This is a genomic window from Streptomyces sp. NPDC006624 (genome assembly GCF_040611555.1).
GTDB lineage: Bacteria > Actinomycetota > Actinomycetes > Streptomycetales > Streptomycetaceae > Streptomyces.
Genome location: NZ_JBEXOM010000021.1, coordinates 19,894 through 41,508, shown reverse-complemented (window position 1 = coordinate 41,508; position 21,615 = coordinate 19,894). Strand labels below are relative to the sequence as shown.

General features: G+C 72.0%; 21 protein-coding genes. 19 read left to right on the top strand and 2 right to left on the bottom strand.

Annotated features, from left to right (window positions below):
• Position 1 precedes the first annotated feature (1 nt).
• The 17 genes from ABZY20_RS30125 (at position 2) to ABZY20_RS30045 (ending at position 17,500) form a co-directional block, all read left to right on the top strand.
• Positions 2-868, top strand: a complete 867-nt coding sequence (locus tag ABZY20_RS30125) for a hypothetical protein (RefSeq protein ID WP_007490743.1) — start codon at positions 2-4, stop codon at positions 866-868.
• On the top strand, positions 852-2,414 hold the full coding sequence (locus tag ABZY20_RS30120; RefSeq protein ID WP_356445535.1) for a CpaF/VirB11 family protein: 1,563 nt from the start codon (positions 852-854) through the stop codon (positions 2,412-2,414). The genes ABZY20_RS30125 and ABZY20_RS30120 overlap by 17 nt, the downstream gene beginning before the upstream one ends.
• Before the next feature lies 1 nt (position 2,415).
• Entirely contained in the window at positions 2,416-3,321 is a 906-nt protein-coding gene (locus ABZY20_RS30115) for a type II secretion system F family protein (RefSeq protein WP_356445533.1), read from the top strand.
• Entirely contained in the window at positions 3,318-4,217 is a 900-nt protein-coding gene (locus tag ABZY20_RS30110) for a hypothetical protein (protein ID WP_356445531.1), read from the top strand. The genes ABZY20_RS30115 and ABZY20_RS30110 overlap by 4 nt, the downstream gene beginning before the upstream one ends.
• A gap of 22 nt (positions 4,218-4,239) precedes the next feature.
• Positions 4,240-4,470, top strand: coding sequence for a hypothetical protein (locus tag ABZY20_RS30105; RefSeq protein WP_356445530.1), 231 nt, complete (start codon positions 4,240-4,242; stop codon positions 4,468-4,470).
• Positions 4,471-4,473: 3 nt separating this feature from the next.
• Complete coding sequence (locus ABZY20_RS30100) at positions 4,474-4,881, top strand: TadE family protein (protein WP_356445528.1); 408 nt, start codon at positions 4,474-4,476, stop codon at positions 4,879-4,881.
• Positions 4,881-5,312: a TadE/TadG family type IV pilus assembly protein gene (locus tag ABZY20_RS30095; RefSeq protein WP_356445526.1), complete on the top strand. Its 432-nt coding sequence runs from the start codon at positions 4,881-4,883 to the stop codon at positions 5,310-5,312. The genes ABZY20_RS30100 and ABZY20_RS30095 overlap by 1 nt, the downstream gene beginning before the upstream one ends.
• Before the next feature lie 8 nt (positions 5,313-5,320).
• Positions 5,321-5,764 carry a pilus assembly protein TadG-related protein gene (locus ABZY20_RS30090; protein WP_007490731.1) on the top strand — a complete coding sequence of 148 codons (444 nt, stop codon included), beginning with the start codon at positions 5,321-5,323 and terminating at the stop codon, positions 5,762-5,764.
• Between the two features lie 8 nt (positions 5,765-5,772).
• Positions 5,773-9,510 carry a LysM peptidoglycan-binding domain-containing protein gene (locus ABZY20_RS30085; RefSeq protein WP_356445524.1) on the top strand — a complete coding sequence of 1,246 codons (3,738 nt, stop codon included), beginning with the start codon at positions 5,773-5,775 and terminating at the stop codon, positions 9,508-9,510.
• A gap of 191 nt (positions 9,511-9,701) precedes the next feature.
• The gene (locus tag ABZY20_RS30080; RefSeq protein WP_356445523.1) at positions 9,702-10,718 is read left to right on the top strand and encodes a hypothetical protein; all 1,017 of its coding nucleotides are present in this window, start codon (positions 9,702-9,704) and stop codon (positions 10,716-10,718) included.
• A gap of 97 nt (positions 10,719-10,815) precedes the next feature.
• On the top strand, positions 10,816-11,502 hold the full coding sequence (gene lexA, locus ABZY20_RS30075) for a transcriptional repressor LexA (protein WP_356445521.1): 687 nt from the start codon (positions 10,816-10,818) through the stop codon (positions 11,500-11,502).
• A 446-nt stretch (positions 11,503-11,948) separates the two neighbouring features.
• Entirely contained in the window at positions 11,949-12,788 is an 840-nt protein-coding gene (locus ABZY20_RS30070; protein WP_007490727.1) for a DUF6292 family protein, read from the top strand.
• Positions 12,789-13,357: 569 nt separating this feature from the next.
• The gene (locus ABZY20_RS30065) at positions 13,358-13,576 is read left to right on the top strand and encodes a hypothetical protein (RefSeq protein WP_356445519.1); all 219 of its coding nucleotides are present in this window, start codon (positions 13,358-13,360) and stop codon (positions 13,574-13,576) included.
• A 205-nt stretch (positions 13,577-13,781) separates the two neighbouring features.
• Positions 13,782-15,017 (top strand): hypothetical protein, encoded by a 1,236-nt coding sequence (locus tag ABZY20_RS30060; protein WP_356445517.1) that lies wholly within the window; start codon positions 13,782-13,784, stop codon positions 15,015-15,017.
• Between the two features lie 156 nt (positions 15,018-15,173).
• Positions 15,174-16,511 carry a hypothetical protein gene (locus tag ABZY20_RS30055; protein WP_356445515.1) on the top strand — a complete coding sequence of 446 codons (1,338 nt, stop codon included), beginning with the start codon at positions 15,174-15,176 and terminating at the stop codon, positions 16,509-16,511.
• Between the two features lie 403 nt (positions 16,512-16,914).
• The gene (locus tag ABZY20_RS30050; RefSeq protein WP_356445514.1) at positions 16,915-17,121 is read left to right on the top strand and encodes a hypothetical protein; all 207 of its coding nucleotides are present in this window, start codon (positions 16,915-16,917) and stop codon (positions 17,119-17,121) included.
• Positions 17,122-17,227: 106 nt separating this feature from the next.
• A complete protein-coding gene (locus tag ABZY20_RS30045) occupies positions 17,228-17,500 on the top strand; it encodes a hypothetical protein (protein WP_356445512.1) in 273 nt (90 codons plus the stop codon).
• Between the two features lie 165 nt (positions 17,501-17,665).
• Here ABZY20_RS30045 and ABZY20_RS30040 read toward each other — a convergent pair whose 3' ends face one another.
• On the bottom strand, positions 17,666-19,084 hold the full coding sequence (locus tag ABZY20_RS30040; RefSeq protein WP_356445510.1) for a DUF2637 domain-containing protein: 1,419 nt from the start codon (positions 19,082-19,084) through the stop codon (positions 17,666-17,668).
• A gap of 524 nt (positions 19,085-19,608) precedes the next feature.
• Here ABZY20_RS30040 and ABZY20_RS30035 point away from each other — a divergent pair.
• Together ABZY20_RS30035 and ABZY20_RS30030 are read left to right on the top strand one after the other, a co-directional pair.
• On the top strand, positions 19,609-20,085 hold the full coding sequence (locus ABZY20_RS30035; protein WP_033894604.1) for a prepilin peptidase: 477 nt from the start codon (positions 19,609-19,611) through the stop codon (positions 20,083-20,085).
• 114 nt (positions 20,086-20,199) lie between these two features.
• The gene (locus tag ABZY20_RS30030) at positions 20,200-20,667 is read left to right on the top strand and encodes a hypothetical protein (RefSeq protein WP_356445509.1); all 468 of its coding nucleotides are present in this window, start codon (positions 20,200-20,202) and stop codon (positions 20,665-20,667) included.
• 28 nt (positions 20,668-20,695) lie between these two features.
• On the opposite strand, the gene ABZY20_RS30025 is transcribed toward ABZY20_RS30030, so the two are convergent.
• On the bottom strand, positions 20,696-21,475 hold the full coding sequence (locus ABZY20_RS30025) for a hypothetical protein (protein ID WP_356445507.1): 780 nt from the start codon (positions 21,473-21,475) through the stop codon (positions 20,696-20,698).
• Positions 21,476-21,615: the final 140 nt, after the last annotated feature.

The window sequence follows — 21,615 nt, the reverse complement described above, 5'->3', positions numbered from 1 at the left end:
GATGGCCGTCATCGCGTTCTGCGGCGCCAGCGGCGGTCCCGGCACCACCACAACCGCCCTCACCGCTCTGCTGACTTGGCCGCTGCCGGGCGGACGGCGGGTCGTGCTGGCCGAATGCGACCCGGACGGCGGGTCGGTGGCGGCCGGCTACCTCGAGTCCCGCGTCTTCGGCGACCACGGCCTGCACCACCTGCAGATCGCTGACCGCCGCGGCCACCTGGAGGAGGTGTTCTGGCAGCAGCTGCTGAACCTGTCCGAGCCGGAGGCGGAGGCCAACCGGCTGCTGCTGCCCGGACTGGCCAGCCCGGCCCAGGCCGCGGGCCTGCACCAGACCTGGCCCCGGCTGGCCCAGCTATTCCGCGACCTGGAGCAGCGCGAGAGCGGCTACGACATCCTCGTCGACCTCGGCCGCTCCGGCGCCGCGGGCGCCGCCAGCGCCCTGGCCCGCAGCGCCGACCTCACCGCCATCGTGGTCCGCACCACGCTGCGCGCCGTCCACGCGGCCAAGCCCAGGGTCGAGGCCCTGCGCGCGGCGCTGCAGTTGCACGGACGCGACAGCAGTCGCATCGGCCTCGTCGTGATCGGCGAAGGTCCCTACCGGGCACGCGATGTCGCCGAGCAGCTCCAGTTGCCGATCTTCGCGGAGCTGCCGTTCGACGAGAAGGCCGCCCGTGTCCTGACCCACGGCGGCGACGGCGGCCGCGGTTTCGCAGGCGCGCCGCTGATGCGCAAGGGCGCGGAGATGGCCCGCACGCTCCAGGCCCTGGCCGTGCAGGAGCATCTGCGGCTGCACGCCCCGGCCGAACTGCGCCCGTCCACCGTCCTGCGCCGCCTGACGAAGGGAGCCGCTCATGACACAGCGCGGTAGGCCGCTGTTCCCGGGGGCCACCTCCCCCGGGCCGGGCCAGTTTGCGTCCCTCTCGCCTTCCGGCACGCCGGCCGACGTTCCCGTCGCAGCGGACGGCGGAACGGCCGCGCCGGCCGAGCGCACCCCGGCGGCGCTGCCCGGCGCGCCCACGGCCGCCGGCCGCGCGGCGCTGTGGGACTGGGCCACGGTGCGGTCCCTGCGGGACGAGCTCAGCGCGCGGATCGCGCCGGAGTACCAGACGTACAAGGAGTCGGCCGGCACGGAGATGTCGGCCGAGGAGGCCGAGCAGCGCGGCTGGGAGATCATCCAGGACCTCGTGGCGCGCTGGGCCGCCGACTTCTCCGCGGCCCGGCAGATCTCGCCGACGTCCGCGGACGAGACGAGCCTGGCCCAGGCCGTCTTCGACCTGCAGTTCGCCCACGGCCGGCTCCAGCCCTACCTGGACGACGACGCGGTGGAGAACATCCTGATCAACGGCTGCGACGACGTGTGGGTGGACTACGCGAACCAGCCCAACCGCAAGGTCGCTCCGATCGCCGAGTCCGACGAGGAGCTCGTCGAGCTGCTGCAGATGCTCGCCCGGCGCCACGGAGCCGGTGAGCGCAGCCTGTCCAAGGCCTCCCCCACGCTGGCCCTGCGCCTGTCGGACACCTCGCGTCTGCAGGCGCTGACCGAGGTCACGCCGCGGCCCTACGTCGTCATCCGCAAGCAGCGGGTGCGCGACGCCAGCCTGGAGAAGCTGGTGGAACTCGGCACCATCGACGCGAGCCTGATGCACTTCCTCAAGGCCGCGATGGCCGCCCGCAAGAACATCATGATCAGCGGGACGCAGGGCGTCGGCAAGACGACCATGCTCATCGCGCTCGCCCGCGAGATCGACCCCCAGGAGCGGGTCGGCACCCTGGAGACCGAGTACGAGCTGTTCCTGCACGAGATCGGCCACCTTCAGCAGGTCGTGCCGATGGAGGCCCGCGAGGGCAACGGGGAACGGGTCGACGGGCGGGACGCCGGTGAGATCGAGCTGGCCGACCTGATCGCGCCGTCGCTGCGCATGATGCTGCGCCGCATGATCGTCGGGGAGGTCCGCTCGAGGGAGATCGTGCCCATGCTGCAGGCCATGAGCGCCGGCGAGGGCGGCTCGATGTGCACCATCCACGTCAAGCGGGCCGACGCGGTCTTCGCCCGGATCGCCCAGCTGTGCATCCAACACGGCGGCGGCATGACGCAGGAACTCGCCTACCTCACCGCCGCCATGGCACTGGACTTCGTCGTGCACATCCACATGGACGACCGCACCGAGCACGGCGGCACGAAGGAACGTTTCGTCCACCAGGTGCTGGAGGTCACCGGCGAGTTCAGCGAACTGACCGGGGCGCCGTCCTTCAACCGGATCTACAGCCCCGGCTCCGACGGGCGCGCGGTGCCCACCGGCATCCAGCCCGCATGCCTCGACGACCTGCTCCAGGCGGGATTCCACCCGGAGTGGCTGTCCACGTACCAGAACATCGGGGCCTGGACGGCCCGCCCGAACGGCAAGGTGGCCTGAGATGGGGATGCTGATTGCCGGATTCGCCGCCGCCGGCGCGGTGGCCGGCCTGCTGCTGCTCGTCGCCGGGGTGCGCGGCACCCGCGCCCCGGCTGCCGCCCGCCCGGTGAAGGTCCGCACCGCCCGTCCGCCCCGTGCCCGCCGCGTCCTGCGCCTGCAGCTCGCCGGCGCCGCCGGCGGAGCCATGCTCACCTGGACGGTCACCGGCTGGCTGCCCTCGGCGCTGCTCACGGCTCTGGCGGTGTTCTTCCTGCCGTGGCTGCTGAACCCCAACCGGACCGCGACCGAGCAGATCGAGCGCCTCGAAGCGCTCGCACAATGGACCCAGCGCCTGTCCGACCTGGTCATGACCGGCACCGGCATCGAGGACGCGATCGCCACCTCGGTACGCACCGCGCCCAAGGCGATCGAGCGGGAGGTCGCCGACCTTGCCGTGCGGCTGCACTCGCGCATGGAGCCGCGCGAGGCCCTGACCGCATTCGCCCGGGCCCTGGGCGACCCGCGGGCCGACCTGGTCGCCGCGGCCCTGCTGCTGCGTATCCGCGACCGCGGCCCGGGCCTGGCCGATGTCCTGTCCGACATGGCGGCCCGGACCAAGGACATCGTCCGCCGCCGCCGTGACACCGAGGCCCACCGGGCCAAGCACCGCACCACGGTCCGCTGGATCTGCGCCATCACCGTCGTGGTCGTCATCGCCTCCTCCTTCAACAAGGAGCAGGTCGCCCCCTACGGAACCCCCCTGGGGATGATCGTCATGCTGCTGCTGGTCGCCGCCGTCATCGCCCTGTTCTGGTGGATGAACCGGCTCGGAGCCACGGTCACCCTGCCGGGCTTCATGGGCAGCGCCGTCCCCGCCACACCCAAGGCCGCGGCCGCGCCGGCCATGCAGCCGGAGGGAGCCAAGTGACCCCGCTCGCCCTGTCATTGCTCATCGGTGCCGGTATGGGCGCCGGCCTGTTCCTGCTCGTACGCGAGCTCTTCCCGTCCGGGCCCGCTCTCGGCCCCGCCCTGGAACGCCTGCACGGCACCCCGGCCCCCCGCTCCCGCAAGAGCGACCAGGACGAGGCGCCCTTCCTCACCCGCACGGGCGAGGCGGTGGCCGAGCGCGTACGCCACTGGCCCGGCATCACCATCCCGGTCAAGAACCTGAACCTGGTGGGCGAATCAGTCGGTGAACTGTTCGGCGCGAAGCTGCTCCACTTCACCGTGGGCCTGCTGCTGCCGTCCCTGTTCACCCTGATCGTCGCGATGGCCGGCATCCAGTTCCCCATCGCCCTGTCCGGCCTGGTCGGGCTGCTGACCGGCGCGGCGATGTGGTTCCTGCCCGACCGGCAGCTCGCCCGGCGCGCCGCGCGCGCCCGCGCCGAGGCCACTCAGGCGATCATGGCGTACGCCGAACTCGCCGCGATGGAACGGATCTCCAGCGCCGGCGCGCAGGACACCCTGGAGCGGCCCGCGGAGGTCGGCAGCGGCTGGGTCTTCCAGCGCATCCAGGCCGCCTTGCTGCGCGCACGCCTCGACCGTGCGCCCGCCTGGGAGGCGATGCGTCAGATCGCCGACGAGCTCGACCTGCCGGCCGCCGGCGACATCGCCGACATCGTCTCCAGCGCCGGCACCGACGGCGCCGCCATCTACGCCACCCTGCGCAGCCGCGCCGAGAGCCTGGCTGCCGAGCAGGCCGCCGACGACCAGGCGCGCGCCAACGCCGCATCCGAAAGTCTCGTAGTGCCCGTCAGCTTGCTGTCCATGGTGCTGCTGGTGTTCTTCGGATTCCCGGCCTTCGCCCGCATCTTCGCCATCTGATCCACGCAAGGAAGGCAGCATCATGACCGGAAACCTGAACCTGCGGATAGCAGTCCACGCCCACGCCGCCGTGCTCCACCTCGCCGAGCGTCTCGGCCGGCACCTGGACGAGCTGCGCGAGGACGACGACCGCGGCAACAACGACGTCTCGATGATCATGTGGATCGTCGCCGTGGTCGTCTTCGCCGGCGCCGCCATCGCCGCGTTCAAGATCCTCGGCCAGGGCAAGCTCGACGGCATGACGGGTCTGTGACCTGTGATCCGGTGCCCCAGCTGGCTCCGCCGCCAGGCGAGACGGCTGCGTCAGGACGACGGTGACGCATCGCTGGAGATGCTCATCTGCTTTCCCGCGGTCCTGATGCTGCTGTTCCTGGTGGTGGACGCCTGCAACATCTACTACGCCAAGACCGCAGCGACCACCGCCGCCCGCGAGGCGGTGGCCGGCGCCCGCGGCTACGGCAGCACCACCGGCGAGGGCGTCAGGCGGGCCGATGCGGTCTTCGACCGCGTCGGAGACACCCTCCTCGCCCCCAGCGTGAGCGCGCGCAGCAGCGCCGACCGCATCGAATTCACCGTGACCGGCAAGGCCCAGTCCGTGCTCGGTCTGAACATCACCGTGACCGAGCACGCGGCGGGCCCGGTGGAGAGGTGGTCCAACCCGTGATGGCGCCGTGGCGCCGGGACCTGGCCGACGACTCGGGCCGTATCGCGCTCGAGTTCGTTCTCTGGGTCCCGGCCGTGCTTGTGTTCTTCGCCCTGGCCATGACCGCCGGGCGCATCATCACCGCGGACAACGCGGTCGACGCCGCGGCCGCCGACGCCGCCCGCGAGGCCTCCCTCGCCCGCACCGCCAGCCAGGCCCACCCACGCGCCGTGGCAGCGGCCCAGGCGGCGTTCGCCGAACGCAAGCTCCACTGCTCGAGCACGTCCGTGACCGTGGACACCTCCGGCTTCTCCGCCCCGCTCGGCGCGTACGGAGCGGTCACCGCACGCGTGCGGTGCACCGTCCAACTCGCCGACCTCGGCAGCGGGTTCGGCTCCAAGACCGTCGAGTCGTCCTTCACCTCCGTGATCGACAGGTACCGCCAGCGATGAGACTCCCGATGCGCCTTCACCCGCTCCGCGCCCGGCTGCGCGCCGATGACGGCTCCCTGTCGCTGTGGTGGATCCTCATGGTGATCCCTCTGCTGATCATGCTCGGGATCACCTACGACCTGGGCGGCAAACTCCGCGACATCGAGCACGCCGACGCGCTCGCCGCCGAAGCCGCCCGGGCCGGCGCGCAGGCCATCGACGAGAGCCAGGCCGTTCCCGGCGACGCCGTCGTCCTCGACCCGGGCAAGGCCGCAGCCGAGGCCCGCCGCTACCTGTCCGCCGCCGGCGTGGACGGCACCGTCACCGTCGCCGGCAACGGCACCACCATCACCGTCGACGTCACCACCCAACGCCCCACCGTCTTCCTGCAGATCCTCGGCCAGCCCTCGCTGGACGTCGAAGGCCACGCCTCGGCCGAGCTGCTCCACGGCGTCGGCGCTCCTGAGGAGTGAGACCTGCCATGACACCCCGCCGCTCCGGCAGCCTCGCCGCGAACCTCGCGCGCGGCCTGGCCAGCCTCCTGGCCCTGCTCGCCCTGCTGGCCGGGCTGCCCGCCCTGCTGTGGTTCCTCACCGGCGTGCTGCTCCCGCACGGGGTCTCCCTGGACGAGATCACCGCCCTGATGACGTCCCGCAACCTCGGTGCGCCGTTCTTCGCCGTGGTGATGGCCGGCGGGTGGGCCGGCTGGGCCGTCTTCGCCGTGTGCACCCTGCTGGAGATCCCCGCGCAGCTGCGCGGCCGGCCGAGCCTGTCCATGCCGACACTGGGCGTTCAGCGGCTGGCCGCCACCCTGGTCGGCGGCGTCCTGCTCCTGCTGCCGGCCCAGGCCGCCATGGCCGCCCCGTCCCACGCCCCCGCACACGCTCCCTCGGTGACCGCCGCGGCGCCGCAGAGCGCGCCGGCCAGCGCCCCGCAGTCCGCCGCCTCCGCGTCCGCGTCGAGCTACACCGTCCAGCCCCGCGACAGCCTCACGAAGATCGCGCTGCAGGAACTCGGTGACGCCAACCGCTGGACGGAGATCGCACAGGCCAACGACGGGCGCACCATGGTTGACGGCACGACCTTCTCCGCCCGCGGTGTCCTGCAGCCGGGCTGGAAGCTGCTCATGCCCAAGGACTGGAAGCACACGCAGCCCCAGGACGCACAGCACACCGAGGACGCCGGGCACCGCGAGCACACCGTACGTTCCGGCGAGACCCTCTCCCAGATCGCCGAGGACGAACTCGGCGACGCCGCGGACTACATGGACATCGCCCGCCTCAACCAGGGCAAGAAGCAGGCCGACGGCCGCACCTTCACCGACCCGGACGACATCCACCCCGGATGGCAGCTGGCCCTGCCCCACACCGGCTCCCCCGCCCCGGACAAGCCCGCCGAGGAACACGAAGACGGCGACCACGACTCCCCCGCCGAGCAGAACGACAGCACGAAGGACCCGTCCGACACGGCCCCGCCCGAGCAGCCCGCCGCCCCCGACCGCGACGCGGCCGGCTCCGACACCAACCGGGACACCATGCCCTCCACCCCCGCCCCCGAGCAGACCGCGCCCGAGCAGGCCTCGCCGGCTCCCGCCGACGACCACACCCCGGACGCCGAGCCCGCAGGCGAGGACGCCGGGCCGAGCGCCGCAGTCACGGCAGCCGCCGTCACCAGCCTGTTCGCCGCCACCGTCCTGGCCGTGCTCGGCGCACGCCGCGCCCACCAGCAGCGCCGCCGGCGCCACAAGCGGCGTATCCCCATGCCCAAGGCGAACACCCCAAGCGCCGAACTCGAGCACGAGATGCGCGCCAACTCCTCTGCCGACGGCCTCGACCTCCTCCACCAGGCCTTGCGCACCCTGGCCGCCAACTGCGCCCGCAGCGGGCGGCCCCTGCCCGAGATCGAGGCCGCCCGCCTCGATGCGCGCGGCCTCGAACTGCACCTGTCCGCGCCCGCCCCGGCGATCGCTCCCTTCACCGAGAGCGAGTCCGATCCCGCCGTGTGGTGGTGCCCTGCCCGCGGCACCTCCCTGCTCGGCCCCGACGAGGGCCGCGACATCACCGCCCCCTACCCGGCCCTGGTCAGCATCGGTGAAACCCCCGCCGGCGACCCCGTCCTGGTCAACCTCGAAACCATCGGCCTGCTCCAACTCCACGGCAGCACCGACGACGTGACCTCGGTCATGCTCGGGATGGCGGTCGAACTCGCCTCCTCCACACTCACCGACGACACGGCCCTGCTGCTGTCCGGACTCGGGGCCGAACTCGAGGCCGTCTTCCCCGCCCGCATCCAGCACCACGCGCAGCTCGCCGCCGCACTGGACGAACTGCGCGCACACGACGCCCTCCAGCGAGGCGCCCTGGACGCGGCCGGCGCGGACAGCCTGCTGGACGCCCGCCTGTCCGCCGACGGCGGCGACACCTGGATCCCCCGGGTCCTCATGTGCCCGACCGCCCCCAGCGGGCAACACGCCGAGACCCTGTCCGACCTGCTCGCCTCACGCCCCCGCACCGCCCTGGCGGTGATCACCTCCGCCGAGGAAGCCCTCCAGCTGCCCGGCGCCTGGCTGGTTCCCGCCGCCCCCGGCGCCGAAGTCCAGCTGCCCGGCCTCGACCTGACCGTCACCCTGCAGCGCCTGGAGCCCCACGCCTACGGCCCCCTCCTGGATCTGCTGGGGATGGCCAACCGCACGGACGACGTCCCCGCCCCGGCATGGACCGAGGCCGCCGAGGACAGCACCGCCGCGCCCGAGACGGCCGGCGAGATGCAGGCCGCCAGCCGGCCGTCCCGCGAGGTGCCGGTCCACGTCTCCTCCACCACCGCAGGCGACTTCGCCACGGCACTGCCCGACTTCGGCGCCCTCGCCACGGCCGCCGAAGCGCCGGCCGAACCCGGCGAGGCGGAGACGGCAGGCGATGGCGGCCTGTCGCCCGAGACCTCCGGCGACAGTGCCCTCGCACCGGATGCGGCCACGTACCCGGAAGAGGAATCGGCGTACGACGACTTCGAGCCCGAGTGGGAACCCCCCGCCAACGAAGACCTTGGGGAAGACGAGGGCTCAGAGGCCCTCTGGCGGACGGACGAGGACAGCGCCCTGAACCCCGCCGTCAGCAGCGCTGCCGCCCCTACGTCGGAGGACCTGGACGAGCAGGTGACACCCGCTGCTCCGGACAGCGAAGCCCCCCTCGACTTCGACGAGGTGATCGCGGAAGTCCTCGACGAGCAGACCACCGCCTCCAACACCGACATGCCGGACGAGCTCGACGAGACCAGCGACGGCGCGGCCAGCCCCGCCCACCTCGAAGGCCCGCCGGCCGACGAGGCACCGCAGCAGCATCCGTCCCCCGAAGCTGCAGCCGTGCAGGCGCCCAGGCCGCCCCTGGCCCGGGTCACCGCCGTCACCTCCCACATCCTCGCGGCGCTGAACACCCCGCCCGACCCGCCGGCAGCACCACAGATCCGGGTCCTGGGCACGGTCGACGTGGTCGGTGCGCTGGGTCGTGTCGAGTCCTACCGCCGCAACAGCCTCACCGAGATCGCGGCGTGGCTCGTGCTGCACCCCGGACGCAACCGCCACGAACTCGACGAGGCCATCTGGCCCGGCCAGCGGGTGAATGCCAAGACCCGCAACACCTCCATCAGCAAGCTGCGGACCTGGCTCGGGCGTGACCCGCGCCTGCCCGCCGACGCCCCCGACAGCACCTACCTGCTGCCGGTGACCGACGGGGTCTACAGCTTCAACGCCGACGTCACCGCCGACTGGCACCAGTTCCAGGACCTGTACGCCAAGGGCATGCACCACCACGGCGAGGACGCCGACACCGCACTCGCTCACGCCCTGGCCCTCGTACGGGGCCGGCCGTTCTCCGGCATAGACCAGAGCCGCTACGCCTGGGCCGAGCACAACATCCAGGAAATGATCTCCGCCAGCGTCGACGTCGCCCACGAGCTGGCGATGCGCCGCATGTCCGCCCGTGACTTCCGCGCCGCGGCCAGCGCAGTCTCCATCGGACTGACCTGCGACATCCAGGCCGAACTTCTCTACCGCGACCTGTTCCAGATCTACAGCGAGACCGGCGACCGGGCCGGCCTCGAGCGCACCGCCCATCAGCTCAACCGGATCTCGACCGAAACCGGGCTCGACAGTTCGCCCGAGACCGTGGCTCTGCTCAATGCGCTGCTGGCAGCGAACTCAGTGGTGGGGACCGCGATCGCGTAACCGCCCGCCGCGCCGCAGGGGGCATGGGCCCCCGGCCGGCGGGGCGGGTGGGTCGAGGCGGCGTCTGCTGCACCACGACCCGACGGGCGAAGCGGAGCAGCACGCAACGGGACGATTTGTCCGGTGGTGAGATCCCCACACAGCTATTCGGTCACGTGTTCGATATCCTTGGGGAGGGAGGAGGCGACGACGTGACGATCGACCAGGCACCTGCGGGGCGGGTCCCCACCGTGATGCACGTGCGCTGTCCGGACCGTCTCCCGGAGGAGCTGTACCGCCTCGTCCTCGAGCAGCTGGCCGAGCTGTCCCCCGTCGTGCAGGCACTGCCGCCCACCGCGGCCCTCGCCGAGCTGAAGGGCGCCCTGCGCTACCACGGCGTCGGCGCGGACGTGGACCGACTGGGCCAGATGCTGCGCGTGCGAACGCTGACCCGCTGTGGCGCCGACCTTCGCATCGGCATCGGTCCTACGATCAGCGTGGCCGCGACCGCATCTGCTCAGGTCCCCGAGCCTGGAGGGGTGCTGGTCGTGGCCCCCGACCGGGCCGCGGAGTGGCTCGCCGGGCTGCCGGTGGAAGCCCTGCACGGCATCGGCCCCCGGCAGGCGGGCGTGCTCCACGACTACGGCATCCACACCGCAGGCCTGCTCGCTGCCGTCCCCGCCCAGACCGTCCAGCGGCTGCTCGGCGGGCGCGCCGGCCGCCTGGCCCGCGACCGGGCGCGCGGCGCCGACCCCCGTCCGGTCGTCCCGCGCTCCCTGCCCGCCTCCGCGAGCGTCAGCTGCTCCTTCGCCCGGCACGCGCTGGACGGCCCCGACGTGCGCTCTGCCCTGCTCCGCCTGGTCGTGCAGCTCGGACGGATGCTGCGTCGCCGCGGGCAATCACCCCAGGCGCTGACGCTGACACTGTCCTTCGCCGGGACCGGCCGCTGGAGCAAGACCCACCGCCTGCCCGAGCCCTCCGCGCACGAGGACGATCTGCGCGCTGCCGCCTACCGGCTCATGGACGCCGCAGCTCTGCAGCGAGGACGCCTGACCGCACTGTCCCTTCGGGCAGAGGAGCTGTGCAACGCCGGCACCGTGGCCCGGCAGATCACGCTGGACCACGCCCGCGAGGCGCGTCTGGTGGCCGAAGCCGCCGTCGACCGGGTCTGTGACAAGTTCGGCGCCGGCGTCATCGGCCCTGCTGCCGCCTACCGAGCCGCCTCCTGACCAGCACCGGGGAGCGTTCATCGAATTGGTGTTCCCTTTGCTGTGGTTTCGGGGTTACGGTCCACGTCAAGCAAGATCCCGCCAGGGGGGAAGCACCATGCACGTCACCGAACCAGCGGGCCGGGCCGGACGCCCGCCCGGAATCGTCACCGGCCCCGACGGACTCACGACCCGGCAGGCGGACATCGTCACCTTCATCGAGCGCACCGTCGCCCGCCAGGGGTATCCCCCGTCGATGCGCGAGATCGGCGCGGCGGTCCACCTCAAGAGCACCTCATCCGTCGCGCACCAGCTCATGGCTCTGGAGCGCAAGGGCATCCTCTACCGCGACCCCCACCGCCCCCGCGCCTACCGCGTCCGGCCCCACCGTGACACCGGCTTCGACCAGGCGCCCACCGGCACCACCCCCGAGACGGCCGACGTCCCCTTGGTCGGCCAGATCGCCGCAGGCGCACCGATCCTCGCGGAAGAGTCTGTCGAGGACGTACTGTCCCTGCCCCGCCGCCTCGTCGGCGAGGGCCAGCTGTTTGCACTGAAAGTGCGGGGCGACAGCATGATCGACGCCGCGATCTGCGACGGCGACATCGTCACAGTCCGCCGCCAGGACTCCGCCGACCACGGCGACATCGTCGCCGCGCTCCTGGACGGTGAGGCCACGGTCAAACGCCTACGCCGCGAGGGCGGCCACGTCTGGCTTGTGCCGCACAACCCGGCCTACGCACCGTTGCCGGCAGACGACGCCGCCATCCTCGGCAAAGTCGTCGCCGTGCTGCGCAGCCTCTGACCCGGGCGCCCGGCTGCACGCGGGCCGCTCGGCGGCGGGTGGACCTGCGGGAGCGATGGTGGGGCGGCTTGACGCCTCGTGCGCGTACCTGGCCGGACAGCCGGCACCCGGGTATGGGCGGGCCGATCCGCTGCCCGGCCCGGTGGTTGAAGAAGGCGACGGATTCACGCGCGAAGCCATTGCGGGCCTCTCCACACACCGCACACCGCACATACCGGCGTACCGGCGTACCGGCGGATCGCCGGCTCGGGGTCGGTGTCAGTGGTGCCCGCTACCGTTGATGATCCAACGGCTAGCCGCGTACTGCCGTCCGCCGTCGTCACCGGCGCCCCACGCCGCACGGTGACTTTGCCGGTCAAGGTCTCCCGGGGCCCGCGCTGATCTCTGCCTGGTGTGCGTACCGAGCGCCGACGGCAGCGTGGGGCCGTCGCGCCGAGGAGTACGTCATGCCGAAGAAGCAGTCCACCGCCGCCAAGAAGGCCCGCCGTACGACCCGCCAGGGCGCGAAGTACACATCGGCTCTGCGCCAGCACCACACCCCGCGCACCGCGACCGCCCGGCTGACCCCGGGCGAGCGAGGCGCCCTGGAGATGTCGCTCGACGGCCACGTCCGCACCGCGTACAACACGGACAGCCTGCGCAACAGCCTGTCCTGGACGGGCTGGGACGTCGCGGCCGGCCAGGACTTGCAGGACCTCTTTCCCGACGGCGGTCAGCTGCAGCTCACCCGCAGCGAGCGGGGCATGCTCGAGGACCAGGCCACAGAGCTGTGGGGCACGGTTCCCTTCCACCAGACCGCCGATGCCTACGCCCTGGCCGTCGTCGCCGCCATCCGGGGTCGCGGCGGCCGGATCGCCGACTGGGACGTGCACGTCGATGAGGACCGCCGCATCTACATCACCCTCGGCGAGGGCGACGAGGACCGCGAACCGGGCGAGGACCGGCCGCTGCGCTGGGTGGTGGGGTGGATGGACACGAGCGGCTGGTTCACCTTTCTCGAAGCAGCACCGGACGAATCTCTCGGCAGCTGCCTGAGTGATCTGGCCTGCCCGGTCATGGCACTGCCGGAGGACGTCGCCGCCGAGGTCGCGCACCTGTGGGGAGGAGCACCCGTGGGTGAGCCGCTGCCGGGTCTGGAAGAGCCCGGCCGGAACTGGCGCCCGCCCCACGGCTATGTGCAGGACCCGCCGGTGACCGGAGACGCAACGGATGTGGTCTTGGACCTGGAGCGGTCGCTGTCCGTCTACCTCCACCACCCCGCAGCCACCGGCACCCAAGGGGCGTAGCCGTGCGGTCAGCCCTGACCCGGCGCGTTCCGGCCATCGAGAGCAGGATGCCGACCGCCGAGCCCGAGGCGTTCGGGACCCGTGACGCACGCGCACGGCCGGCATTCATCCTGGATGTCCTGGGATCCCGCCCGCGACGCTGCTGAACAGCGCGGAGCGGGCAGGCTCCGGACGGCAGGAGAGCAGCACGGACTTGAATCGGCCGAACCGATCAACCCTCAGAGAAAATGCGCCAATCCGACTGAAATACCCTCCTACGTGTCTTGTGATCATTAAGCTGGAATGAACGAGCCCCGGCCGTCGCGTCCCCCCGTGCATGACGGCCGGGGCCGTTTCGTGTCGGCCTTACCACCGCCCTCTCGCAGGCGGGCCGACGGAACGGTGAGCAGCAGACCCGCGCTCCCGTGCCGGGGCCGAAGTCGCTGGTCGAGGACGGTCCCGGCAGCGCCGGACCTGGTGACACTGACGAACTACCCTGACAGGACGATCTCCCAGGGCCCGGCTTTCGCGTCGCCAGCCTTTGCAGGCCGCCGTGCCCGGGCCCTTGCCGTCCCTCCGAAGGAATCGACGTGGAACAGTCGCCTGCCGTTGCCAACACGCTCGTCGTGCAAGACGAGATGTGGGAGCTGGTCAAGAACTTCGAGCACGCCGCTGCAGTCTCCGAGCCGGCCTGCCACGGGCCGAAGACAGCGGACCTGCTGGACACACTCTTCCGCCCTCGCCGCGTCCTCGGCACTCGCCCGATCCACATCCCCTTTTCAGCGCAACGCGCCAGCGACCAGGCCTAGTCCGGCCGGTCCGACCGCCCTGCTACGGACGGCGCGGGCGGCGCCGAGCCTGGAGGCCATCGGCGGCGCTGCGACTGGCACGAGCCCGCCGGGCGGGACGCCACGGCAGTTCATCTCCCGCCCTGCGGCGCCGGGGATGTGGTGGCGCCCGCCGGGCGGACAGCACTCTGGCGCGCGCCGGCCCACGCCGTACATGATCAGCCGCATGGGTAGGAGCGCCTGGGACACCGAGAGAAGAACCACCGTATGGGTCGACGACGGCGTCGAGGGCCTGGCGCCCGGCATGGCCGGCGGACGCTATCGGTGCCGCGCCTGCGGCGAGCGGCTGATCCTCAAGGGGGCGCGCCCGAGCGCGAAGGTCCAGCCGCACTTCGCCCACCGAGGCAACGACGGCTGCAGCAGACCGGAGCAGGAGGCGCTCGTGGATGCCGCCGACGAAGTCGTCATCCAGCTGCGGGAGCAGATCCGCGCGCTTCCCGGTGTCACGCACTGCGTCACCGCCTCCCCAGGAGAGGACCCTGAGCACCCATCCGGTCTGCCGCCGGCCGTCCTGGCCCAGTGCGGGACCACGACGGTGGTGATCGAGGCGCCGTCGGCACTGCCGGGCCCGGAGGCGATCCGGCGCAGGATCCGCGCGGTGCGGGATGAGCACGCGGGGGCCGCGCATGTGTGGTTCCTCAAACGCGACCTCGCCCAGTTCCAGCAGCTTGCCCCGCACCCCGTGTGGCTGCGGGGGCAGAAGGCACTGCACGAGCAGGTGGCGCCCAACGAGCGGCAGAAGGCCATCAACGAGGCCGGCGGCCACGTGTACTGGCTCGACGGGAAGGCGGTCCTCGTCCCCTACGGCATCCGCCGATTCCAGCACCCGGTACAGCCAGGCCAGGACTGGACGAACTGGAAGTGGCGGTCGGACCCGCGCGACGACTGGCGGATCAGCAAGCCGCGCCCGGCCCCCGACGCCGACACCTGGGGCCTGGTGCCGGTCGCGTTCGTCTCGCTCACCCGCACCCGGGGCGCGTTCCGGCCCGCCGACGCCTACCAGGTGATGGACGACCTCTACGCCGCCCAGGAGCGCCGGATCACCTGGCGCAACGAGCACGCGCGTGAGGTCTACGCCGCGCGCGCCACGCCGCCCGCAGAACCGGAAGCAGAAGTCGAGCCACAGCAGTCACCCCCGCCCTCGCCCGTCACGGCCGCGGACGGGGAGGCCGCCGAACTGCGCACGCCCCCAGAGCCCGAGCCGGAGCCCGAGTCCCTGCCGGCGACGGGGGCGGCGGAGCACCCGGCCGGCGCGACGCCGCCCGCGGGGACCGGGACGTCAGCGGGCATCGTGCCGCCTCCGCGGCCAGCCGGTCCTCCGCCGCCCGTGCCGGCTCCGTCGGCACCCGTGCCCGCGCCCCGACTGTGGCAACGGCTGGTCCGGCACGCCCGGCGCCGGTGAGCACTGGGACGACGGCCCGTTCTGGCGGGCTGACAACCACCCGGGGGCGCCCGACCGTTCGGGTCCGGCCCGCAGTACGACCAGTACGAACAGACCTGACCCGGGCGGATGCCGTTGGGTACTGTCGGCCCAGGCAGCCAGGGAGGGCAGGCGGAGATGACACACGCCCGGTGGGGGACGGCGATCGCATCACTGCGCGCCCAGGATGAAGCCGTACGCGAGGCACGCCGCCGCGTCGAGGAGTTCATGGACGCCCTCGCGGACGACGCCACGGACCTCGACGAGCACCGGGATCGGCTGGCCACGGCGAAGGCCGTGTGGCAGGTGTGCGAGGCGGATTACCTCCGCTGTGCCACCGCCCTGCTGCGCGCCCATCTGTCCCGGGACCGGCCGCCGCTGCGCAGACCGGTTGCGGTGGTGTGGCCGCGTCCGTGGCGACACATGTGGAGGCAACACGCGCACGATCGCAGCGGCGGTGTGTGGCGGGCAATCCCCCGAGCATCGCTGCTCGCCCAGGCCGAGGCCGCCGGCCACGACGAGGTCCTCGTGGACGTCATTGAAGCGATCAGGGATCTGCAGGCAAGTCACCACGGTCACTGCACCAGCCCCCGGTTGTACGAGCGTTACATCCCCGACCGCTCGTCCCGCTCGTCCCTCGGGTTCTCCGACGGCCGAACGGCACGAACGCTGCCGGGGTTTCCCGATCCGGGCCACTGGGTCAACCAGAACTTCGCCCGCGGTGACGGCTGGCGCATCCAGCCGGGCCGCGAGGGCACCCTGCGCACCCTGGAGGACAACGAGCGTGCCGTGCACGCGCGGGTGGAGGCGTTCGGCTCCGCGGTGCTGCGGCTGCTGGAGCACCATCACGGGCCTGCGGCCCCGGGACGGGCTGCCCGTCTCCGGGGGGCGGCCCGCTGGATCGGTCGGGAGCAGCAGGCGGTGCCCTGGCTGACGCCGTGGCCGCAGAAGCTGACCGCCGTCCAGGGGTTCACCCTCGCTGTACTCGGGTGGCTGGTACTCGTGATCGCCGCGATCCCGTGGACGGTCGGCATGAAAGCCCGGGTGCTCACCGACCACCCCAAGCCGATACTGCTCGGCGCTGTTGCCCTGGCGGGGCTCGGCGCCTATGGCATTCACCGGGCTGGGCCGCGTCTGATGCGGCAGTCCGGCCGGACGATCGCGTTGACGGGTGCTGCCGCGGGGGTGGCGGCCTACCTGGTGATGCAGGTGCAGGGGCCGGTCGCGGGCTACTTCTTCGCGGGCCCGTTCGAGCGCTACGAGCGTGAGTTCAGCGACGGCTGCCTGGCCGCCAGTCCCTACCGCGACGACGCGATCCAGTCCGAGGTCGCGGGCGGGACCCTGGTGATCCGCCCGATCAGCGGGGATACGACGCTGCGGCTCGGTCCGGCCGAGGACGGCGGGACACACCCGCTGCGGCCGCAGGACCGCGGCACCCGCGAGGTCCTGGAACGGTACGGCTGCCAACTGCCCTGACTCCGCCGAGCCTGCCCGGCCACCGGCCCCGCTGAAGGCGGGCGGACGGGGCCCGCGGGACTTCTTTACCGAAGGGACTTCACGTTGTGGTGAGTTATGACCGGTTCGTCGTCGACGACGGGCGGCATCAGCCGCAGTTCGTCATCGACGAGGACGCCTCCGCGGCTGCCGGCGAGGCCCAGCACCGGGCACTGTGCTCGTGCGGCCGTCTGCCTCCCCACCGGCCAGGTACACCACAGCAGGCGTGGGGGGGGGGGGGCGCCCCCCCCCCCCCCCCGCCCGGGGCGCCCCCCCCCCCCCCCCCCCCCCCCCCCCGCGGGGGGGGGGGCCCCCCCCCCCCCCCCCCCCCGCCCGGCGCTGCCTCGGGCCCGCGTCGCAGCCCGCGTCCCGGGTTTCGCTCGGCATGCGGGTCACCCTGCTGTTCCTGGGCTGCATGGTGCTGTGGGGCGCCGGATGGACCGGCGCCGTCTCGGTCGCGAACACCCTGGACCTTGCCGGTGGGGCGGACCTGGCGGTGCGTGCGGCCGGGCTCCTGGTCGGCCTCGCATCTGCCGGCCTGCTCATGGTCGCGATGCGCCGGTTCATCGCGCCGATGCGCGCCGATGGCTGAACCAAGGACGACCCGCAGGTAGTTGGTGCTGCCCGGCGCAGCAGCGGGCCGGACCGCGCACAAGCGTGCCGGAATACCGTGGTGGGATCTGCCCAGGAGGGACAGGATGACGGACCCAGTGCTGTACGGCGTCGCTGTACAGGAGGACGAGTTCGCCGACGAGCGCGTCATCGCCTCTTCCTACGACCACGAGGAGGTGCTCAACGCGCTGCGCGAGGCGCCGTTCTCCCGCCGGTACCTGGTCGAGCACACGGCCGACGGATGGGTTGAGGCGCAGCCGACGCACGGTCCCATGATCGCGGTACCCGAGACCGGCCGTGAATCACCCGCTCCAGCACAGGAGTCCGGTACTCGACGGCGGCGCGCTCGCGAGACGTGAACCGGCCGACGGACCAAGGCTCCCTGCGCCGACGAAGACCGTGTCCCACCACGGGCGGGGCGGTCAGCGCCTCGGGTCGGTTCCCGGCGCCCGTCCCGGTGGGGATGGCTTGCTGCGGCAGGAATGATCGCCAGTAGGTGCCGGCCTGCTGCGCGCGGCCGCTCTCTACGACGGCACCGTGGCCAGTTCGGCGCCATCGGTCTCCCACGCCGCCTCGCCGGCCACGATCGGCCCGTGCTTGCGCTCCAGGTCGTTGTAGGCGCTCCGTCCCGACCCCTCGTTCTGGTATCCGGCCCACCGGGTCAGGTCCTTGCGGGTGAGCTCGACGCCCGCCTTCTGGTGCGCCAGGTATATCCGCTCGGCCCGCTGCCTCTTGCTCTCGTTCGCCGGAGCAGGTCCCAGTTCAATCGTCGGCGGCGGGGCAGCGGCGGGATCATCGCCCTCGTCGGGGCCTTCCTCGTCTTCTACGGGGTCTTCCTCGTCTTCGGCCTCGTCCACGTCCACGTTGGCCTGGCCCCCGGCCGGGTGGCCGGCCTGCCCCGTGTCGGGCTCTCGCTGCTCGAGGGGGTCTTCGTCTTCGGCTGCTTCGGCTTCCTGGTTCACAGGGGTGTCGCCGGCAAAGAGGTCCTCGCGCGGGTGCTCGAGCAGCGGCTCCTCCGCAGGCTCGGTGCCGGCTCGTGCGCGGTCCGCCGGCGGGCACTGCGCGCGCTCGTGCTCGGCGGCATCCTCCGGCTCGGGCGACGCCGAGGCGGAGGCCGGTGACAGGGCAGGCGGATGGCTGGCCGGCACTTTCTCCAGCACGACCCCCGGCGTGGTGAGCGCGGTAGGCGCGGACTGCTCGGCCAGGTCCTCCCGCTCCGGATGGCGCAGCTCTGCTGCCGGGCGGACGGCGTATCCCAGACGGCTGCGGCGCAGCGGCCGCAGTTCCTCGCGCGTGGCCTTCCTCCGCCAGCGCCAGCCGTAGGCGTCCCGCAACTCCCGGCGGTAGTCCAGCTTCTCCTGGTACAGCGCCAGCGCCACCTCGTACGAGGAAATCGTGCTCGGCCACAGCTTCCTGCTGCGCCAGATCAACCAGGTCGACCAGGGGGCGAGAAGCCACCGGCCCAGCGAGAGCGCATAATCCTCCCGCCCTTCCTCGCGCGCCGTCGCGACGGCGATCGCATGCCGGACCGCCTCGGTGATCGCGATGAACAGCAAGGGAATCGCCGCATGCATAAAAGATGCAAGTATGTCCGGGTAAGAAGAGAACGCGTTGAATGCCACCGTTGCCACGGTCAGCAGCCAGGCGATGTGCCGCAGGAGCGGATACCGCAAGTCGACCCAGGTCAGGGCAAGATCCAGGGCGAGCATCGTGATGATGCCAATATCGATCCCAAGGGGAAAGATAGTCGCAAACCAGCCGAAACCCTTCTCCTCGGCGAGGTCGCGTACGGCCGTGTAAGAGCCAACGAAGCCGGTCAGGGCGATCAGCAGGGACCCGAACCCGATGATCCCGAAGGTGATGCGGCGGCCACGTGTCCACACGACCCGGCGGCGGCCGCCCCCGACCGCCCCCGCCTTCCCGAGATCGGCGGTGATCGTCATGGACCCATGCCCCCTTCGTCGTGCCCGTGCCCTCGGCGCTGTCGCCTATAGAGGTGCGATCAGCCGCCGCCGTGTGACATTCCGCCCCTCCGCGGTTCGGTGATCGCGCTTCTGAATCTGAACGGTAGGAGCGCCGGCCCGGCGCATCCACCGTGATCAGGGCCCTTGCTCGCGCCGTGACCTGGTCGTTGCTTTCGGGCCTGCTCCCCGATACCCCATCGAACCGAGGGGGCGACTCGCATAGGCTCCAAGATCCCGGCATATGCCGGGGCAGAACGACACCGGGAGCCGCCGTGATGACCGTGCTGACCACGACCGTCGCCCTTCTCGCCGGCGCCTTGGCCGGCACCGCCACCCGCCCGCTGCTGTTCACCAGGACCGTTCCCGCCGGCGCACCGCTCCGGCACGCCTGCCCCTCGTGTGACGCACCAGCCCCAACGGCCATCCGGCTCCTCGCACCGCCCCGAGGCCGCTGTGCGTCATGCCGCACGCCTTGGTACCCGGCCCGCGGCCTCCCCGAGGCCATGACCGCGCTCGCCTTCGCCCTCGTCGCCGCCACCGGCCTGACGGGCTGGCTGGCCGCCGCGCATTACTGGGTCGCCGCCTGCGGCACCGCGCTCATCCTGATCGACGCCAAAGTGCACCGCCTCCCCAACATCCTCACCGCTCCCGCCTTCGCCGGGACGATCACCCTGCTGGCAGCCGCAGCAGCGGCCGGAGAACCCGGCAGCTTCGCCCGTTGTCTTGCAGCCGCCGCCGCGCTCGGCTCCGCGTTCGCCCTCATGACCTTCGGCGGCATCGGACTCGGCGATGTGAAGCTCGCCCCCACCCTCGGGGCCTTGCTCGGCTGGCACAACTGGGCCACCGTGCTCGTCGGCACCTTCGCGATGTTCGCCCTCGGCGCCACAGTGAACCTGCTCCAGGGACGCACCCGCGGTCGCATCGCCTTCGGCCCGTACATGATCATTGGTGCGCTCGGTGTGTCGGTCTGCGTGTCGTAGTCCTCCGTCGACGTTCGTGACCCGGCCCGCCGGGCCGCCGCTCCCGTAGCCAGGGGGACAGCCGATCGTTAACCCGCCGGGGCCACCTGACCACGCACGAGATGAGGCAGCTGCATGAGCACCACCGAAGCGAAGACCAGGGCATGGTCTGCCGGTATGTCGCAGGACAAGCTGGCCTGGTACGCCCTTCAGGATTCGCATGAGGAAGTACGCCTCGGCCCGAACGGCCCGCTGATGCCCAAGCTGCTGGCCGTACTCCTCGCCGCCGGCCTCCCCCTGGTCAAGGCCGGGCACCCCATGCGCATCCGCGAAGCGCACGGCTGGCGGATGACCCTGCACCAGGACGCCCGAACCATCGAAGTCCACATGCCGAACGAAGACGAACCCCTGCTCACACTGGCGGGCGACGTGCCACCGCGCTGGAACTACCTCGCGAACAAGGTGGGATACGTCGTCTTGTACGTGTCCGATGACCTCGGGCTGCCGCTCCGCGGCGGCGAACAGGAACTTCAGCGTCAACTGATGGCTGCGGCCGAACGAGACCGATTCGTGGCGGCCTCGATCCCCTACAGCGCCCTCTGACTGCGGCGCTCGCGACCGGGACGCTCAGCTACGCGGGCGACGGCAGCGGAAACCCAGGCACGTACGTCGCCGACCGGCCGCGCGCGTCATTCGGCTCGAGGATGAGTTCGCCGTGCTCGCTCGGCACCAACCCCTGCCTCCCTACGGTCCATACGTGCACCGGGCCGTCGTCACCGGTCACCAGCGTCAGAACGCCGCTCGACGCGGCGACGAGCGAGGCACCCAGCAGCGCGACGAATCGCTCCCGGTCCCGATCCGGTACACGGATCTCCCCGCCGATGACGCCGACCGGCATCGCGTAACTACCGAGCTCCAGGTCTCCGGCCTTGGCGACCAAGGCGATCCGGCCGCCGGCACCGCCGCGCGACTCGGCACGCCGCACCGCCTCCTCGGTCAGCGCCGTCAGAACGCCCGCCGCGTAGCTTCTCGCCCAGGCCTCCGCACCGGGGTGCTGCGCGTTCACCGCGTCGAACACGCTCCTGCAGCGAACAGCCGTGGCCCATGCCTGCTGTTCCCGCTTCATCTGCAGGAGCATCTCGTCAGCCGTCTCTCCCGCGAAGGACCACAGCTCGTTCCTCGGGACCCATCGGCTCGCGTAGGCGCGGAAACCCTTCTCCGAACGGGGATTCAGTCCGGCTTCCTCGCACCCCTTGACGTAGGCGAAGTCGACAAGCGGGGCCAGCAAGACCGGCTCCCCCGCCGACAGGGCTTGGACCGCACGTGCGTGAACGTCCCGCCAGTACACGGAAAACGAACCCTGGGCGCGGGGAACGAAGCGAAGGTCTCGCTCGTCGACGGCGACCAGCATGCTGGCACGCGAGTCCTCCAGACCTCGGTCGCCCATCAGACATACCCCCTGCTGTTTTCCATAGGGCCTCTCCGCACATCATCACCGTGCTCTGTCCGGACTGATGCTGGACAGGCTCTCGGCCCAGCCATGCCGCCAGG

Excerpts from the sequence above, each read along its gene's own strand:
- ABZY20_RS30125 (WP_007490743.1), top strand. The coding sequence starts at position 2 with ATGGCCGTCATCGCGTTCTGCGGCGCCAGCGGCGGTCCCGGCACCACC.
- ABZY20_RS30120 (WP_356445535.1), top strand. The coding sequence starts at position 852 with ATGACACAGCGCGGTAGGCCGCTGTTCCCGGGGGCCACCTCCCCCGGG.
- ABZY20_RS30115 (WP_356445533.1), top strand. The coding sequence starts at position 2,416 with ATGGGGATGCTGATTGCCGGATTCGCCGCCGCCGGCGCGGTGGCCGGC.
- ABZY20_RS30105 (WP_356445530.1), top strand. The coding sequence starts at position 4,240 with ATGACCGGAAACCTGAACCTGCGGATAGCAGTCCACGCCCACGCCGCC.
- ABZY20_RS30095 (WP_356445526.1), top strand. The coding sequence starts at position 4,881 with ATGGCGCCGTGGCGCCGGGACCTGGCCGACGACTCGGGCCGTATCGCG.
- ABZY20_RS30090 (WP_007490731.1), top strand. The coding sequence starts at position 5,321 with ATGCGCCTTCACCCGCTCCGCGCCCGGCTGCGCGCCGATGACGGCTCC.
- ABZY20_RS30085 (WP_356445524.1), top strand. The coding sequence starts at position 5,773 with ATGACACCCCGCCGCTCCGGCAGCCTCGCCGCGAACCTCGCGCGCGGC.
- lexA (WP_356445521.1), top strand. The coding sequence starts at position 10,816 with ATGCACGTCACCGAACCAGCGGGCCGGGCCGGACGCCCGCCCGGAATC.
- ABZY20_RS30070 (WP_007490727.1), top strand. The coding sequence starts at position 11,949 with ATGCCGAAGAAGCAGTCCACCGCCGCCAAGAAGGCCCGCCGTACGACC.
- ABZY20_RS30060 (WP_356445517.1), top strand. The coding sequence starts at position 13,782 with ATGGGTAGGAGCGCCTGGGACACCGAGAGAAGAACCACCGTATGGGTC.
- ABZY20_RS30055 (WP_356445515.1), top strand. The coding sequence starts at position 15,174 with ATGACACACGCCCGGTGGGGGACGGCGATCGCATCACTGCGCGCCCAG.
- ABZY20_RS30050 (WP_356445514.1), top strand. The coding sequence starts at position 16,915 with ATGCGGGTCACCCTGCTGTTCCTGGGCTGCATGGTGCTGTGGGGCGCC.
- ABZY20_RS30045 (WP_356445512.1), top strand. The coding sequence starts at position 17,228 with ATGACGGACCCAGTGCTGTACGGCGTCGCTGTACAGGAGGACGAGTTC.
- ABZY20_RS30040 (WP_356445510.1), bottom strand. The coding sequence starts at position 19,084 with ATGACGATCACCGCCGATCTCGGGAAGGCGGGGGCGGTCGGGGGCGGC.
- ABZY20_RS30035 (WP_033894604.1), top strand. The coding sequence starts at position 19,609 with ATGACCGCGCTCGCCTTCGCCCTCGTCGCCGCCACCGGCCTGACGGGC.
- ABZY20_RS30030 (WP_356445509.1), top strand. The coding sequence starts at position 20,200 with ATGAGCACCACCGAAGCGAAGACCAGGGCATGGTCTGCCGGTATGTCG.
- ABZY20_RS30025 (WP_356445507.1), bottom strand. The coding sequence starts at position 21,475 with ATGCTGGTCGCCGTCGACGAGCGAGACCTTCGCTTCGTTCCCCGCGCC.